This is a genomic window from Anabaena catenula FACHB-362 (assembly GCF_014698735.1).
GTDB classification, from domain to species: domain Bacteria; phylum Cyanobacteriota; class Cyanobacteriia; order Cyanobacteriales; family Nostocaceae; genus Anabaena; species Anabaena variabilis_A.
The window spans coordinates 220962-237439 of sequence record NZ_JACJTQ010000002.1 but is presented as its reverse complement, the minus strand read 5'-3'; the positions used below and the strand labels follow the sequence as shown (position 1 = coordinate 237439).

Below are 16478 nucleotides of genomic sequence, written 5' to 3'. Positions count from 1 at the left end.
CTGATTCTTGCGTAGTGGTAATTCATGAATTACCACTACGTTCGTTCGGTTTTGCGTCAGTCCTGTTGCGGTTAAATCTTTCTCGCTGTACCTCACGAATGTGGGATTACAGCTTTTATCGGGTGTGCTGTCCCTTAACCCCAGCCACATTTTAAATTGTATCTAGGTTGATCTAGCGGTTTTCAGTTGAATAAGATACACTTAGTTATAATATAGCGTTTTTTACTGGGATGCCAGACAAAGCCAAAAGTACGGTTACTACTATATACTTTTTAAACTTTATGCTTACCTCAATACAGTTCAGATCAACCTATTTATCTGCCCCAGCTTGCCTAAATAGATAATTTTCCTTAACACCAAGCGTATTGTCTTTTACCCGTTTTCCCTTATTTTGCCTCCTTGTTATCAACTGATAAAAAACTTTTACTACCCACTAGTACAGAACGGCGTAAATAAACAGACCATTAAAAAATTACTGAAAAGCTTGTGTAATCTGCTTTTTTAATTTTTAATTTTTAATTTTTAATTCCGCCCTGCGGTACTAGAGCGTTAGTCCAGTTATAATTTATTCCTATCGGATACCTGTGCCGGAGATCTACCGATGAAAACTCTATCTAGCCTTGATGAAGTAGTGAAATATTTAGAACAGCATGAAAACTCAACACGGATTAAAAAATTAATATTCTGTGCTTGTACAAATATTTGGGAGAACGATCAAGACAAGCTAAATAACTTTAAATTACCAGAATTAATTCAAGAATTATGCACATTGAATCCAATTTTAGATAGCTTGAAATTATCTTTATCTCAAGTTGTAAAAAGCCTTAACAAACAAGCTGAATACTCCCTATTAGCCAGTGTAGTTTTTAATGAAGTACAGAAGTTATATATAAAGGATGAAGAATCAACAGGAATACTCTTAAATCAACCCAATCAAGATGAATCCATCTTTTATAATTCTGGACAAATATCATCAAATGCCCTGAATCAATCTCCAAACAGTAAAATCAAATCTCAATATGATCAGTTTGATTTACGGCAAAATCTTATGAAATATACTAACCCGCTTAGGGCTAAGATAATTCTATTTTCTGTACTTTACCATAAATTTACTTTCCAGGAAGAAGACTGGTTTAAACTGAGAGCAGAAGAACTTGATAGCTTATTGCAGAAATTGTTTGATTCTTGTTCAACTCTCAGAGAGCTTGAATTTAAACTAAATAATAGCGTTATATCTCTAGGCCACCCGGATGAAAATACTCAAGTAGCCAGTGCAATTATCCAATCTATGCGAGGTTTATATAGGGATATTTCATCCACCAGCGCCACCCAATATCAACCAATTAACAGCTATTCATCTCAAGAAACTAGACCTTTAGTTGATCTTAATTATGACATAACATTAACTGATGTTGATCATATCTATGAGAATGACATAGATGGCGAGAATACCTGTCAATTTATAGTACCTCCTACAAAAAATATGTTCAATAAAAACAATGATGGCAATTTTTAAGCATTATTGATACTAGGGAAATTTGAAAAGATTTTGGTAATTGACAGGGTAAAAATATGGATGCCAATGAACTTCTGAAGCGATATGCAGATGGAGAAACAAAATTTATCGAGGTTAATTTAAATGGAGTAAATCTTTTTGGTGCAGACTTGATTGGTATAGCCTTGAATAGGGCGGATTTGCGTAATGCTATTCTAATTTTTAGCTATCTAAGTCGGGCAATATTGAACAAGGCAAATCTAATTTCTGCCAAGCTAAGTGGTGCAAACCTCAATCAAGCGAGTTTAATAAGTGCGAATTTGCATGATGCTGATTTGCATGGTGCAACTTTGCAGGGTGCTGATTTGCGTAATGCCAATTTAACTTTGGCGGATATGCTGGATGCTAACTTGATGGATGCTGATTTGCGTGGTGCAGATCTCAGTGGTGCTAACTTAACAGGTGCGTGCCTGCGTGGTGCTAACCTGCGAGAAGAACAGAGAATCTATTCTGCTATTCTCCGAGGTGCTAACCTGCATAAGGCTGATCTACGGGGCGCTAATTTAACTGGTGCAGACTTAGCTAAAGTTGATCTCAGTGGTGCTAACTTGAGTGAAGCAACGCTGCGTTATGCGGATCTCAGTGGTGCTAACCTGAGTGAAGCGATTTTGAATAGGACATCTGTGAGCGACGCTAATCTAGCAGGTGCTAATTTGAAAGGTGCTAACATGATCAATGCTAGGCTAGAGCGGTCAAATCTAAGTGATGCCGAACTTACAGGTGTGAACTTGTATGGTGCAATTATGACAGAGGTGAAACTGACCAGCGCCAAATTAAGTCACGCAAACTTGAGTTTTGCTAGGTTGAGTAGAGCAGATTTAAGTCGGGCTATCATGCGTCAGGCTAATCTCACCGAAGTAGATTTGGTTGATGCTTATCTTGCTAGAACAGACTTGACTGGTGCTAATTTAAGTAAGGCAACTCTAATCAGAGCAGAAATTAGTAGTACAAATCTGACGGGTGCAGATTTGCGTGAAGCCGTAATGCCTGATGGAAAAATTAACTACTAAAAACATAAGACAGTTTTTCAGTAATTTATTTTTTGGTGTTCCCCAACATACCGTAAACTTAGAAAAATAGTGGGTTAGCGACAGCGTAACCCACCCTACGCAACATTAGTTTATCACTAATAAATGCGGCTTACTTTCTTACTATCTGGTGAAAATATCTTACTCACCAGTAATGGAAAGTTCATTCACCCAAATTCTGGGAGAAACTCCCCCTGGTGTTAACTCCACCTCTTTCTCTACATAAACAATTGACTGCAAAACTTCCAAGAAATCACCAGCTACGGTTGCAGACTCAATACTGGTTTTTTCACCTTTGTTAATTAGCCAACCATCAAAAGGCAAAGAAAAAGAACCTTGTAAAGATTTAACACCTGCATGAAGAGCTTGTAAATCATCAATTAAAATCACATTTTCCGCAGTTTCCAAACTCAATTCTTTCTCAGTTGTCCCGGCTGCAAAAACATGATAAAAATTGGGACTAACGCTCACCTTTGCGCCAATACTAGCATTACCTGTAGGTGTAGTATTGAACCTTTTGGCAGTTCCCGCACTGTGCAGAAAGCTGGTTAAAACACCATTTTCTATCAACTTTACCTGACGAGTGGGTGTACCTTCACCATCAAAAGTTTCTGCACCAACATTAGCTGGATGTAAAGCATCATCATAAACTGAAAGTAATGGTGAAGCCAGTTGTTTACCGATATCTTCAGCTTTAGATAAACTTTGATTGTCAAGAATACTTTGAGCATTGAATAAATTAGAAAAAGCACCTAATAAACTCAAGAAAGCTTCCGGTGAGAAAACAACTCGATATTTACCAGTTTTGATTTTTTCATAATTCAAGTGACTGATAGTTTTCTCAGCTGTTTCCTTAACGCAACCAGAAATGTCTAAATCAGCTAAACTTTCCTTAACTCGATAAGCACCTGCACTGCGTGGTTTCTTATTTTCTTCCTCAGTTTTGCTGTAAAGATAAATCGAAGCTAAAGAATGAGATTCTGTTCTCACAGCACCATCACTATTAACATAAAACCTGTCAATATCCCTTTGTGCCAAACCATTATAAGGCACACTAGTAATAGCAGGATGAGTAGATATCAGTTCTTTTTCTGCTACTAATAATTTCTCTATCAGTTCAGAAACTGGGGCTTGGGGTGCTTTTTCATGACGTGTATTAGGAATAGGAACCGTCGCTTCTGGACTAAAATCAGGAATGTTTTCTTTCACACCAAAAAAACTAGCTTCATAAGCAGTTTTTAAAGCCAATTCTAATCCCTTGGGGTCTACATCAGTGGTGCTAGTCACACCCATTGTATTTTCTTCATTCCAAACCCGAACAGTCACACCAGAACGATTAGAAGCCTTAACTTGTTTCGGTTCACCTTGGTCAACTTGCACACTTGTATCATCTACCGTTGAACCGTAAATATCAAACTTTTTAATGCCCAGTTTCGCAGCATTTTCTTGAGCGTAAGTTGCAATTTCTTGTATTTTTGTCATATTTCAATTCACAATGAAAATCTATGAACATGGTAGGTTGGGTTAAGCGACAGCGCAACCCAACAAAAGTGCTGGTTCTGTTGGGTTTCCTTGCGTCAAACGCCATTCGCCACAAGCCGGGGAACCCGTCCAAGGCGATGGCTCCCCAACCTACATAAATTTTTGATCATTCACAATCCAAAATCTAAAATTATTTATCTTCCACCAACAGTAATAGAATCAACCTTAATATGAGGCTGTCCAACTGTAGTGTAAATGCTGCCACTAACAGAACCACAAAAACCGGGCGCAAGTTCTAAATCTTGGGAACACATGGAAATTTTATTCATAATTTCCTTAGCTTCACCAATCAGGGTTGCGCCTTTTAATGGTTTGGTAAGTTTACCATTTTCGATTAAATAAGCTTCATCAACACTAAAGTTAAATTGACCTGTAGCACCTACACTACCGCCACCCATTTTTTTACAGTAAATACCTTTATCAACAGAGGCAAATAAATCTTCATTGGTGTATTCGCCTGTATCAATATAAGTATTCCGCATCCGACTAGCGGCAGCAAAAGTGTAATTTTGACGGCGGCCACTGCCTGTTCTAGGATGTCCGGTGCGAATGGAACCGGTTCTGTCAGCTAAGAAGTTTTTGAGAACACCTTTTTCAATTAATAATGTTCTTTGTGCTGGCATTCCTTCGTCATCCATATCAATTGTCCCGAAGGCATTATCAGCGCGTCCTTCATCCCAAGCTGTCAGACTTTCATGGGCGATTTTTTCACCTTTTTTATCAGCAAAGGGTGTGGTATTGCGTTCAATTTGGGTGGTTTCTAACAGGTGTCCGCAGGCTTCGTGGAAAATTACGCCGCCAAAGTGATTGGCCATGATGATGGGGTAAGTTCCTGATTCTACGTAATCTGCGTAAAGCATTTTCCCGGCTGATTCGGCGATTTGTTCAGATGCTTGTTGATAATCCCAGGTTCTCAGGAAATTAGCATCACTGGTGTTACCTGCGCGTTCGGCAATGGAAGCACGGTTAGCACCGTCAGCACAGAGAATATTAAATCCTACGGACTGGGTGAGGCGAATATCACGCGCAAATGTACCATCACTGGCAGCAACTAAAACTTCTTGCCAGTCACGGAAATAGGAAGCGCGGCGTGATTGGACGTGGGTAGCTTTTTTGTGGAGTTGGGCAGTACCATCAAGGAGAACTTCTCCCATTTCGCGGATGGAACTACACAGAGGTAGCCAGCCATCTTTGCCTCGTTTGGTGGCGTAGTCTCTCAGTAATTCTAGGTTAATTTCGGGAATGAAAGCATTAGCTGTAGGTAGTTGTAATCCTAAGATAGAAAGACCTTTTTCTAAAGCTGCTTTTAACCCGGAAAATGTCAGGTTATTGGTGCTGACGTAGCAGTCAGCTTTGCCACGAAATACTCTAACTCCTGCACCTGTGGCTAAACTGGGTGAAATACTGGTAATGATGTCGTCTTCTGCTAGACAACTGATGTAGTTACGACGTTCTAAATAGAATTCGATAAAATCAGCCCCGGCGGCGCGTCCTAGTCCCAAAAGGGTTGCCAGTGGGGCTTCCCAGGTTTCATCAAAGCGTTCTGAGGTGGATGAATATTGGAGGGAGGGGAGTTGATTTGAGAGAAGTAGGGTATTTGTAAGCATGAATTGCCTCGTCTGCTGGCGTTGTGACTGAAAAAATCCTGGTGTGTTCACTCTAGCAATTTTCTGGACTAACGAGCATCTTGAACAGTAGCTTTACCGCCTTGGCACGCCCGATGTTACTCATGAGAGTTGAACGTCTTGACGAGCAAGGTAACTTGAGGGTGTCTAAACCCTTGTGGCTAGCTTGGGTGGGTGAACAAATGCCTCCTTTAGAAGAAGTTTGGCGACTTTATTTGCGTTTAGAAATAGTTGCTGAATATTACAACTTGGTAACTAAGCTTGCCATAAACTATACAAGTTATTAAATAGTAGCACTGAAATCATCTGGTACGGCAGGGCGGAATTAAAAAATTAAAAAATTAAAAATTAAAAATTAAAAAAGCAGCTTACATAAGCTTTTTAGGAATTTTCAATGGTCAGTTATTTCTGCTGTGCGGCACTATTAATAATTCATTAACATTTGAAAACTGACAACCAAGTAATAACAATTAATTCATTTTGGTCTGATAAATCTTAATAAATCTATCAATACCTTTAAAACGATAGTCTCCCATGTCCCTAAAGTCTGAGCGTTGTGAAAGCTGTTGATAAGTAACTTCACTAATTACACATTCACCAGGAGAACATATTGGTTCCATCCGAGCCGCCAGATTAATTGTTGCTCCTAATGCCGTGTAGTCTACTCTTTGAGAACTGCCAACATCACCCACAACAGCTTTACCACTGTTAATAGCAATGCGTAATTGTAAAGGTTGCTGCCAAAATTGATTAGCATTAAGACGTTGGAGACGAGAGAGCATTCCCTTAGCAGCATTAACAGCGCTATCTGCATGACTTAGTTGTGGTTCTGGAGCGCCAAAAAATGCCATTATACAATCGCCAATATACTTGTCTAAAGTGCCACCATAAGCAAATACTTCTTGTAACATTTCCTCAAATAAAAGGTTTAATAATTCAGCAATTTCTTTAGGTGTAAGCCGTTCGGAAATTTCTGTAAATCCCACCAAATCAGCAAACAAAATACTGATTTCACTTTCGGTAGGAGCCAAACGTCCATTGGTAAATTCTCTCACTGCTATTAACTGCTGTACAACTGCCGGAGAATGATAACGTTCTAATCGGTGACGAATTACCTCTTCAGTTCTCAGTTTTTCTATTAATAACCAACGTTGAACGCTAGAAGCAACAAGATTTGCTAAAGCTGAAAAAAACTTAAGTTCTTCCTCACCTTCGCTTTTCCATTGGGAAGAAGAAAGATGAGCATCACCATACAGAACACCGACAACTTTATTTTCATCCCATAAAGGTACTGCCATTGCACTACGAATACCTTTCACTAAAATACTCTGTTCACTAGAAAACCTTTCATCAGAATGGGTATCAGCACTTTGAATAGCTACCTTATCTGCAAATGCCTTTTGACAAATACTGCGACTAATCCAACTCCCATCAGCAGGCAAATATTTTTGTTGAAAAATGGTTTTAGTCGCAGAATTAACTAACTTCAACGTACCAGTACTATCAATATCAACTAATAATGCCAATCTTTCAATACCATCAATATAACGAAAAACTAGTTCTTGTACCTGAGAAAAAATTTCTTCAATAGATGCTGCCGCACAGAGATTTTTAGCTATATCTACCAAATCTTTGAGGCGGGCAATAGTTTTATCTTTATTATTACTACCATTAATTTCACTACCTTCTATCCATTGTTGTTGCAGTTTTTCGACATCTCTAAGAATTGTTATTTGCTGACTATTCGGTTCTTCAGTTGCTACATACTGAGGCGGTAAATTTTCCAATGTATTTGATAAAATTACTGCCAAACTGACATTTCCCAAATAAATAACGTCGCGGTTATACAACTCCTGAGCAGACATAACAGGAATTCCATTTACTTGCGTTCCGTTTTTGCTACCCATATCCTCAATCATCCACACACCATTAGAGATTTTCCTAATTCGGGCGTGTTGGCGAGAAACTCCTGCAAAAGGTAAACACAAGTCACATTCTGACAAACGACCGATAGTAAATACTTCTTGAGCTACTAAAACCGAAGTTTTGGTATCCCCCTGAGTTAGGAGTAGTGTGAGTTCAGTCATAAGTGTAATACATTTATACTGGAAGTTGGTAAGCATCAAGGCTAATCTTTCTCAGGATTTACGCATTAGATACCAAACATTCGGCTCCTAAACACCAGTTTTGGGGATAAACCAGGTTTGTTTGCGTAATTCCTCACCTTACCTTTTCTTTATGATACTGTTAACGGCATTATGGCAACTTCATCTGTAGTAAATATTACTAAAAAATTACCTTTAGAGAGACAAAATCATTACTAGTAAAACACAGTGTAAGTAGAATAACCATACCCCTAGGGGGAAGCAAGCTACAAAATTTCTGAAAAACCTTCCTCATCAACTTTTTTGATTTTTAATTCTGCAAAAGCTGCTGTATATCGGGCGACAGTAAAACTGAATTTGAGATTATATAATTCTTATACTCGGCTTAATTAATACCAAGTCACTAAAAGAATGTTACCGGAAAAGCACCATAAACAAACACCTGAATTTATTTATGGAAATTAAAATTTTAAATTGGTAATTTTGAATTGTAATTTTGAACTGGTAATTCCCCGTAAAGTTTGATATATCCAAACTGGGGAATACTGATTAAGTCTGTATTTTTTTATCATTAGAAATTTATGAATCGACACCAACATTTTTCTCTAAAAACTACAGGAATAAAATTATATCTGGTGAATGTGGTATTTGTATTGGTTACTATTCTGATAGTAGCTATAGCTACGCTTTATCCATTCAATTTTTCATTGCCTAATAGTTTTTCTAAATCAGATTTTTTTTCTAGTTTTAACAATGCCAGTTCTTTTCAGGATCAGGTAAACAATGTTTTATTATTTATGCCTGTGGGTTTCTATTTGGCAAATTTATTGCAGAAACTTAAAATCAAAGTAGGATTACAAATTATTATTGTTTTCCTGGTTAGTGCTGGCTTATCTTCGACAGTTGAAGTTTTGCAAATATTTCTACCTTCAAGAACTCCTACTCCAGCCGATATTTTTAACAATACTTTTGGGGGATGTTTGGGTTGTTTAGGCTTTTATTTCTGGAATATTCAAAGCTTAAATAACATATTTACACAAATTGCAGCAAGTCGTTCAAAACCCTCAAATAAAAAAATCACAGGATTTATTTTGGCTTATATATCTGTCATTTTAATTACTTCTATTTTTTGGCAAAGCACGACAAACTTAAGTAATTGGGATTTAAATTATCCACTTTTACTTGGTAATGAAAGTACAGGTAATAGACCTTGGCAAGGATATATTTCTGAAGTTTATATTACTGATAGAGCTATAACAACTGAACAAGCCCAAAAAGGGTTAAATGATCCTAATTATTTTAAAAGTTTGGGTAATTCTCTCCTAGCTAATTATCAATTAAACGGTAAATGTTGTGATCAAAAAGAAACGGTAAATTTACCACAACTATTATGGCAAGGAAATCCAACCAATATAGGAGAAAGTAAAGGCGTTTTTTTGAGTTCTAGCCAATGGTTACAAACAGCCGAACCGGTGAAAAATATCAGTCAAAGAATCAGCAAAAAATCTGAATTTACACTGAGTACTACTATTGCCACTGACAATCCTCAACAGACTGGGCCAGCGCGGATAATCTCAATTTCTGGTAATTATTTGCGGCGTAACTTGACACTTTCCCAGCAGGGACATTCTCTAGATTTAAGGTTAAGAACACCAATTACTGGAGAAAATGGCTCAGATTTACAACTGATGATCCCCAATGTTTTTACAGACAATAAATTTCACCAAATTATCATCACATATTATAAATCAACGATTCAAGTCTATATAGACAAAGTACAACGTTATTACTCTTTTAATTTACTGGAATTAATTCCCTTTAATCAGAAAGTATTTTATTATGCGTTGACTTTTATTCCTTTGGGTGCAGGTTTAGCTCTCCTTAGTCTTTTGTCCAAAAATAGGGTGATATTATCTAAGCTATTAGTTCCTAGTGGCATTTTATTACCTTCTATCATATTAGAAGCTATTTTGATTAGTGAAAGTGATAAAAGCCTGAGTTGGAAAAACCTCTTACTAGGAATATTATTTATAGCAGGGACAATGTTGATTTTTAGAATGAGAGTTGCTTACTTAAAAATTAGAAGTTAAACATGAGGCGGAATTTCCAAAGGGATATTACCTAAAAGACCTTTGCGAAAATCGGTGATGAGTGTTCTAGCAGCGCGTTCCACATCTCCTTGATAGCGATGTTCTGCTAAGACTTGCAAATATGCTTCACCTGTATGGATGATGGAGTCAACTTCGTAGCGTGAAAGTAAGGGATATGCTGGTAAGAAATGAGGATGGGTTTCTTGGAGTTGATTGACTATATCTACAAACGCTGCGGCTATTAGTTGATTATCATAAGAGGCTTCACCGATATCGTCACAAATGGCTAATTTGACTGCTGCGAGTTGATTTTCCATTCTTGAGGGAATGACACCGGGAGCATCTAGCAATTGTAACTGATCGGAAATTCGCACCCAACGCAGTTGACGAGTGACACCGGGACGCGCCGCACTTTCGACGACTCGCTTTCCTATCAGCCGGTTGATTAATGCTGATTTACCGACATTGGGAAAACCAATAACTACAGCACGAACAGGACGGGGTAACATTCCGCGATCTTTTCTGCGTTGATTAAGTTCTATTCCTGCTGCTTGTGCGGCTTTGGTTATGGCTGTGATACCTTGACCGTGTTGAGCATTGGTAAAATAGGGGACTTGTTCCTGGCTTTTAAACCAGTCTATCCAGTGCGATCGCACTTGTGGCAAAATCATATCCAATCGGTTAATCACCAATACCCGTGCTTTAGTTCCCACCCATTCATTCATTTGGGGATGGTTTGTTGCTAAAGGAATACGCGCATCTCTAACTTCTAAAATCACATCTACCCGCTTTAGCTGTTCTTTGAGATTTTTTTCAGCTTTGGCAATATGACCGGGATACCATTGAATTAGATTTAATTTGTAATTTTGAGTTATTGACATTGGTAATTCTTCAGTTGTTAGTTGTCAGTTGTCAGTTATTTTTTACTAATGACTCATGACTAATGGGATTGATGTAAAATTAAACGGTTGCCGTCAGGGTCGTAGGCGTAAATTTCTCTTCCGTGGGAAGCTGTAGAAATCTCTCCTGGTGGAGAATAGCCTAAAGATTGTAAGTGAGTTAAGGCATTTTCTAAATTACTCACTTCTAAACACAAACTTAGCGGACTTTTGGCATTAGTGGCAAATTCTGATTCATAATTTTTTTTGGGATGAAAAATACCTAAGCTGAGGCTACAAATTTCAAACTCAGCATAGACACTGGAAATGAGGTTTTTTGGTTTTTGTTCCAGTACCTGAGTATAGAAATTCACCAAACTATCAAAATTAACAGTCGCAATTGTGATCAGTGCGTGAGTGTATTGCATATTTATTTTTACCATAAGCAGTTGTGCAGAATACAGCAGGAGTCAGGAGTCAGGAGTCAGGAGTCAGGAGGAGGCAGTGCGGTGGACGGGTTCCCCGGCATAAAGCAACTGCCGTTCAGAAGTAAAACTGGCGAATGTGTATAGGTTTCAATCTAGATTCTGTACCGTATGGCTACGCCACGCAAGCTATCGGCTGACGCTCACGGCGAAGCCTCATTGATCTGCAATCTGCTGTAAATTGCATATTTAGGAGAGGGAATAGGAAATACAGAGATTTTTATTTTTTGGCAAAATGTATAATTAATTTTGTGTAAGTATTCAGGATAGAGAATACTCCAAGCCAGGAGAATAAAGGCTTTTTTAGTCAACTTTGATGATTTTGATAAAATCTCACTTCTCTCTATTCTTCATTTCATAAGCATTCTGAACCGATAGCGCAGCGTGGCGTAAGCCATAGGTCTGCGTAGCGTCTCCTGACTCCTGACTCCTGAATTCTTACAATTTTGTTAATTTTGCTGAGGTACTTAATTGTTAGGGGCGGGATTTTCCCACCCACTCTTTCCTAATTAAATCGTATCTGGGTCAATTCCTAATTCTCGCAGTTTGGCTCCTAGACGTTCAGATTTTTGTTTTTCTTGTTCTGCAAATTCTTCAGGTGTCAGGATGATCAATCCTTCGGCTGTAAAATAACGCAATTTATTTTCATGAATACCTAAATATAAACTTAGCTGCTGACTCCATAACCAACCTTGGGAGTTAATTTCTATAGGTTGATAAGTACCACCAACTAAAATAAACCCAGCAAATTCTAAATTACTGGGGTCAAACCAAAAATATTCAGGAGTGCGAAATATATCTTGGTAAATTTGTTTTTTAAGACCCTTATCAACTGATGCTGTTAAATCTGAAATTAGTTCTACAATAATATGGGGATATCTACCATCTTCTTGCCAAACAACCCAACTTTTGCGAGGTCGTCTGTCAGCATTTCGCACCACAAAAAAATCTGGTCCACGAAAGTCTTCTGATTTATGTTGACGTGGACTGTAGTAAATAGTCGAATTACCAGAAGCGTAAAAATCATTGCGGTTTCCCCACCACAATTCTAAGCATTGGATAAGCAGAATTATCTGGCGCAAATGTGAATCACTTTCCAATGGTGGTTCATCACTATATAAATCTCCAGTCGGAAATATTACATCTTTTGGCAGTTCAAAATCCAATGGTGGTTCATCACTATATAAATCTCCAGTTGGAAATATTACATCTTTGGGTAGTTCAAAATCTTGGGAGATGGACATAGCAGCAAGGTTTTGGATAATACAATTTTAGCATCTCGGCAGAATTTACAGATTACTACAACCGTATTAATTCTGCTATCTTAAGCATAGTATTGAGACATGAATTTGTCAGTAACATTCCAAAGATTATCATCTAATTTAGTAAATATCCACTCGGCAATATCTTCTGGAACACCACCATAAAATGCCTCGGCAATACCACCTGTAATACAAGCAATAGTGTCACTATCTCCACCAATAGAAATAGCATTACGAATTGCATCTTCAAAATCAGTTGATTCTAAAAAAGCAATAATTGCTTGGGGAACAGAACCTTGACAAGAAACATCAAATTTATAATTTGGTCTAATTTCGTCTAGGGTTTGCTCTAAATTATAACCAAACGTATCTTGGATATAGGATTTGATGACAGTTTTATCCTTCTCTGTACGAGCTAAAAATATAGATGCTGCTGTTGCTTGTGCGCCTTTGATTCCTTCAGAATGGTTATGAGTGACTTCCGCACTGTGTCTGGCTTCTTCTAACACGATATCAAGATTATCAAACGCAGATGCTACTGGACTAACGCGCATGGCAGAACCATTACCCCAACTATTGTAGGGTTCGGTGCTACTAGAATTTGCCCACAGCATAAAATTACCGCCATAACCAGCATAAGGATATTCATGGTAATAAGATTGGAAGGTTTCAATATATTGAAATTTGTCAATATATTTAGTATTATCGGGAAATGTATCTGCATTGAGAATTACTTCTGCAACCGCAATAGTTAATACTGTGTCATCTGTGAAATGACATCTATCGTCAAAAAGTGGAAAATCCTTAGTTTGAATATTGTAAAATTCATAAATAGAACCAATGATATCACCTGCAATTGCACCTAACATACTTACCTCCAAGCTCTAATATTTCAGCCAACTTTTCTCAATTGATAACGGCCTTATAGTCTGACACATCTACCAAAGAAATCTTACTTTCTGGTGTGGGTAAATTGCCACCTATGATTAAGCACCTTGAATTTTTCTGTCATAACCTACCCATTCTTTATCTCGCAAAATATATTTTTGGATCTTACCCGTACTAGTTTTAGGAAGAGTAGTAAATTCGATAGCTGTTGGACATTTAAAAGCAGCTATCTGACTACGACAAAATTGGATTAATTCTTGTTCCGTAACTTGCATATCTTCTTTAAGAGTAACAAAAGCTTTAGGCGCTTCACCTCGTTTTTTATGAGGTACAGAAATTACAGCACATTCTAATACTGCTTCATGACGGTAAAGACATTGTTCTACTTCAATACTAGATACATTTTCGCCATTAGTGATAATGATATCTTTCATTCTGTCGCGAATTTCAATATAACCATCAGGGTGCATTACTGCTAAATCACCACTGTGAAACCATCCCCCACGAAAAGCCCGTTCTGTACTATCAGGGTCATCATAATAACCTGTCATTACCATATTTCCTTGCATGATCACTTCCCCCATTGTTTTTCCGTCAGCCGGGATATCATCCATATTTTTATCTACTACCCGCAACCCATCTCCACTAATATAAGGTACACCTTGACGAGCTAATAATGTTCCTTTTGCTTCGTTGTTTAAATTATCCCAATCTGATTGGTATGCACAGACTGTATAAGGGCCGTAAACTTCCGTTAAACCATAAACGTGAATAATTTTTGCACCAATAGAAGTGAACTTTTCTATTAATGTGGGTGATGGTGGTGCGCCTGCGGTGGTAATAGTGATAGGTTGTTCTAAACTTTGCGGACGTTCTCGATAGTTGAGGAGAGAAATTAACACAACTGGTGCTGCATTAAAGTGAGTTATTTTTTCTTGTGCAATTATCTGCCAAACTTTTCCAGGGTGGAATTTCCGCAAACAAATATGAGTTCCACCAATAGCTGTCACCGCCCAAGGGAAACACCAGCCGTTACAATGGAACATTGGTAAAGTCCAAAGATAAACTGAGTTAGAAGTTAAGTTTGTCTCAATTATTTCTCCTAATGTACTCAGATATGCACCTCTATGGGAATACATTACACCTTTGGGATAGCCGGAAGTCCCACTTGTGTAATTAATGGAAATCGTCTCCATTTCATCCCTAATGACCCAAGCTAAAGATTCAGAATTCCCAGTTTGTAAAAATGCTTCATAATCTTCTCCTCCTAAGGGTGTAAAGCCTTCTATATCACTAATATTAATAATATGTTTGACTGTTTTTAATATATTTTGAACTGGGCGAATTAGATCTGCTAATTCTGTATCGACAAATAAGAATTTTGCCCCGCTATCATTGAGGATGTAAGCGACTTCTTCAGATGCTAAACGAGTATTAATAGACACTAAAATACCTCCCGCTAGAGGTACAGCAAAATGGGCTTCTAGCATTTGGGGAGTGTTGAAGGAAAAAAATGCTACACGTTCCCCTGTTTCCATTCCCGCATGACGTAAAGCTGAAGCTAGACAATTAATACGGGCTGCAAATTGACTATAAGTGAAATGTTGCTGTCCATAAATAATAGCTACTTTGTCACGATAGACTTTGGCGTTGCGTTCAATAAAGGTGAGGGGTGTAAGAATCCGGTGATAAACTGCGGCAGAATTCATGGTTATTGTTGATAGTCAATAAGTTAATAGTATTTGATTATACTATCATTATTTCTTTTAAACTTAGTTATAAATTTTTCCCCAAGACATCTCCGATTAAATTGACACCAATAAGCATTGCTTTACCCTGAGGATAAACCTGTCTTCTAAATAATTCAAAAATAATTCAAAATTGCTAATCATTGCTCATCAAAGTAGGATCTGCAATTGTCTACCTTACTTTTTATAGACACTTAACTCAACCAAAGGAAGAAGTTATATGAACGAAGTTTGTTTAAGGTTTAGGTATTTGTGAAATACCTACGAGGAAATTTATTCAATGCAGGTAATTAAAAGAGTGTTTAATCAACTATCCCGACATATTTCCCTACTCATACTAGCTGGTTTAATCTGGCTCATGGGTTTACCTATGCTTTCAGTTCATGCAGATGGTTTTTATTCAGAAAAAACTCATAAAACAGAAATGAATAAGCCGTTTTATTCTACAAAAGAGCGTAGAATAGCAACAAATGAGCCTTTTAAACCTTATTACTCGACTCAAGAGCGGCATAAACAAAAAGTCTACACAACACCAGCAACTGAAGAAGACTATATCGAAAGTGGTAAACGAGCCGGTGAAGTAATTCCTAAAGATTTGGGAACTGGAAGTAGGCAGAAAAATCCGATCAATATGCTCAAACGTGCTGGCGAAGAATTGGGTAATGAACCACTTAAAAGGAGTTTCGGTGCCAAGGATTATGAACGAAGTGAAATTGAACAAGAACTAGCTCGCAATAAAGCGGCTAGAGGAGATTCTTAGTAAGTAGTAAATTGCCCTCTGACTAAAAGTCAGGGGCTATACAAATCTAGTTCATTGATGCGAATTAATACATATTAATTACGAAAATACTCATAAGGATTGGTTCTGCTTGTGGACAGGGAAGCTTCCAATCACTGGATTTGTGTCGATTTATCAAGCCTGAAACAAAAACTCAGCCAGAATTGTAAAAGTATGAGAATATAAAGAAAAGATTAAATAATTTAAACCTCATGATAACTACTAAATTGATGCGACAACTCTGGGCTGTAATCGAATCAACCCAAGTCAGCACCTTACTCCAGTTTGACGATGCCGCATTAGTACAATTGCTTCTTCAGCAATTAACAGCCAAGCAAGGTCTGGATATGCAGACAGATAATAGTATTAATACTTATATTGAATCCAAGCTGCCCCTAATTCGTGATACTGCTGAAGGGCGACTATCTCTTGGGCAAGGTCATCAGTAGCATCATAAATTGAATGATTACTCATAGCCGAATAGGTTCTCAAAA

Annotated in this window: 14 protein-coding genes; 6 read left to right on the top strand and 8 right to left on the bottom strand. The window is 37.7% G+C overall.

Annotated elements, in window-relative coordinates:
* Nucleotides 1–601 precede the first annotated feature (601 nt).
* A complete protein-coding gene (locus H6G68_RS02995) occupies nt 602–1516 on the top strand; it encodes a hypothetical protein (RefSeq protein ID WP_190905284.1) in 915 nt (304 codons plus the stop codon).
* A gap of 56 nt (nt 1517–1572) precedes the next feature.
* A complete protein-coding gene (locus tag H6G68_RS02990) occupies nt 1573–2565 on the top strand; it encodes a pentapeptide repeat-containing protein (protein WP_190905283.1) in 993 nt (330 codons plus the stop codon).
* Nucleotides 2566–2724: 159 nt separating this feature from the next.
* Here the strand turns inward: H6G68_RS02990 and H6G68_RS02985 are convergent, their stop codons facing one another.
* Nucleotides 2725–4065: a TldD/PmbA family protein gene (locus H6G68_RS02985; protein ID WP_190905282.1), complete on the bottom strand. Its 1341-nt coding sequence runs from the start codon at nt 4063–4065 to the stop codon at nt 2725–2727.
* A 194-nt stretch (nt 4066–4259) separates the two neighbouring features.
* Nucleotides 4260–5732, bottom strand: a complete 1473-nt coding sequence (locus tag H6G68_RS02980) for a TldD/PmbA family protein (RefSeq protein WP_190905281.1) — start codon at nt 5730–5732, stop codon at nt 4260–4262.
* 80 nt (nt 5733–5812) lie between these two features.
* Here H6G68_RS02980 and H6G68_RS02975 point away from each other — a divergent pair, with 80 nt between their 5' ends.
* The gene (locus H6G68_RS02975; RefSeq protein ID WP_190905338.1) at nt 5813–6037 is read left to right on the top strand and encodes a hypothetical protein; all 225 of its coding nucleotides are present in this window, start codon (nt 5813–5815) and stop codon (nt 6035–6037) included.
* A gap of 183 nt (nt 6038–6220) precedes the next feature.
* Here the strand turns inward: H6G68_RS02975 and H6G68_RS02970 are convergent, their stop codons facing one another.
* Complete coding sequence (locus tag H6G68_RS02970) at nt 6221–7837, bottom strand: adenylate/guanylate cyclase domain-containing protein (RefSeq protein WP_190905280.1); 1617 nt, start codon at nt 7835–7837, stop codon at nt 6221–6223.
* A gap of 599 nt (nt 7838–8436) precedes the next feature.
* On the opposite strand from H6G68_RS02970, the gene H6G68_RS02965 reads away from it, so the two are divergent.
* Entirely contained in the window at nt 8437–9945 is a 1509-nt protein-coding gene (locus tag H6G68_RS02965; protein WP_190905279.1) for a VanZ family protein, read from the top strand.
* Here H6G68_RS02965 and ylqF read toward each other — a convergent pair.
* The 5 genes from ylqF to H6G68_RS02940 all read right to left on the bottom strand — a co-directional run bounded on the left by ylqF (nt 9942) and on the right by H6G68_RS02940 (nt 15167).
* Nucleotides 9942–10826 carry a ribosome biogenesis GTPase YlqF gene (ylqF, locus tag H6G68_RS02960; protein ID WP_190905278.1) on the bottom strand — a complete coding sequence of 295 codons (885 nt, stop codon included), beginning with the start codon at nt 10824–10826 and terminating at the stop codon, nt 9942–9944. The two genes, H6G68_RS02965 and ylqF, sit on opposite strands and share 4 nt — an antisense overlap.
* A gap of 59 nt (nt 10827–10885) precedes the next feature.
* Nucleotides 10886–11251 (bottom strand): VOC family protein, encoded by a 366-nt coding sequence (locus H6G68_RS02955; protein WP_190905277.1) that lies wholly within the window; start codon nt 11249–11251, stop codon nt 10886–10888.
* 566 nt (nt 11252–11817) lie between these two features.
* Complete coding sequence (locus H6G68_RS02950; protein ID WP_190905276.1) at nt 11818–12552, bottom strand: Uma2 family endonuclease; 735 nt, start codon at nt 12550–12552, stop codon at nt 11818–11820.
* Nucleotides 12553–12632: 80 nt separating this feature from the next.
* Entirely contained in the window at nt 12633–13439 is an 807-nt protein-coding gene (locus tag H6G68_RS02945; RefSeq protein WP_190905275.1) for an ADP-ribosylglycohydrolase family protein, read from the bottom strand.
* Between the two features lie 117 nt (nt 13440–13556).
* On the bottom strand, nt 13557–15167 hold the full coding sequence (locus H6G68_RS02940; RefSeq protein ID WP_190905274.1) for a long-chain-fatty-acid--CoA ligase: 1611 nt from the start codon (nt 15165–15167) through the stop codon (nt 13557–13559).
* A gap of 319 nt (nt 15168–15486) precedes the next feature.
* On the opposite strand from H6G68_RS02940, the gene H6G68_RS02935 reads away from it, so the two are divergent.
* Nucleotides 15487–15966 carry a hypothetical protein gene (locus H6G68_RS02935; RefSeq protein WP_190905273.1) on the top strand — a complete coding sequence of 160 codons (480 nt, stop codon included), beginning with the start codon at nt 15487–15489 and terminating at the stop codon, nt 15964–15966.
* 230 nt (nt 15967–16196) lie between these two features.
* Nucleotides 16197–16433: a hypothetical protein gene (locus tag H6G68_RS02930; protein ID WP_127053371.1), complete on the top strand. Its 237-nt coding sequence runs from the start codon at nt 16197–16199 to the stop codon at nt 16431–16433.
* Nucleotides 16434–16478 lie beyond the last annotated feature (45 nt).

Excerpts from the sequence above, each read along its gene's own strand:
- H6G68_RS02995 (WP_190905284.1), top strand. The coding sequence starts at position 602 with ATGAAAACTCTATCTAGCCTTGATGAAGTAGTGAAATATTTAGAACAG.
- H6G68_RS02990 (WP_190905283.1), top strand. The coding sequence starts at position 1,573 with ATGGATGCCAATGAACTTCTGAAGCGATATGCAGATGGAGAAACAAAA.
- H6G68_RS02985 (WP_190905282.1), bottom strand. The coding sequence starts at position 4,065 with ATGACAAAAATACAAGAAATTGCAACTTACGCTCAAGAAAATGCTGCG.
- H6G68_RS02980 (WP_190905281.1), bottom strand. The coding sequence starts at position 5,732 with ATGCTTACAAATACCCTACTTCTCTCAAATCAACTCCCCTCCCTCCAA.
- H6G68_RS02970 (WP_190905280.1), bottom strand. The coding sequence starts at position 7,837 with ATGACTGAACTCACACTACTCCTAACTCAGGGGGATACCAAAACTTCG.
- H6G68_RS02965 (WP_190905279.1), top strand. The coding sequence starts at position 8,437 with ATGAATCGACACCAACATTTTTCTCTAAAAACTACAGGAATAAAATTA.
- ylqF (WP_190905278.1), bottom strand. The coding sequence starts at position 10,826 with ATGTCAATAACTCAAAATTACAAATTAAATCTAATTCAATGGTATCCC.
- H6G68_RS02955 (WP_190905277.1), bottom strand. The coding sequence starts at position 11,251 with ATGCAATACACTCACGCACTGATCACAATTGCGACTGTTAATTTTGAT.
- H6G68_RS02950 (WP_190905276.1), bottom strand. The coding sequence starts at position 12,552 with ATGTCCATCTCCCAAGATTTTGAACTACCCAAAGATGTAATATTTCCA.
- H6G68_RS02945 (WP_190905275.1), bottom strand. The coding sequence starts at position 13,439 with ATGTTAGGTGCAATTGCAGGTGATATCATTGGTTCTATTTATGAATTT.
- H6G68_RS02940 (WP_190905274.1), bottom strand. The coding sequence starts at position 15,167 with ATGAATTCTGCCGCAGTTTATCACCGGATTCTTACACCCCTCACCTTT.
- H6G68_RS02935 (WP_190905273.1), top strand. The coding sequence starts at position 15,487 with ATGCAGGTAATTAAAAGAGTGTTTAATCAACTATCCCGACATATTTCC.
- H6G68_RS02930 (WP_127053371.1), top strand. The coding sequence starts at position 16,197 with ATGATAACTACTAAATTGATGCGACAACTCTGGGCTGTAATCGAATCA.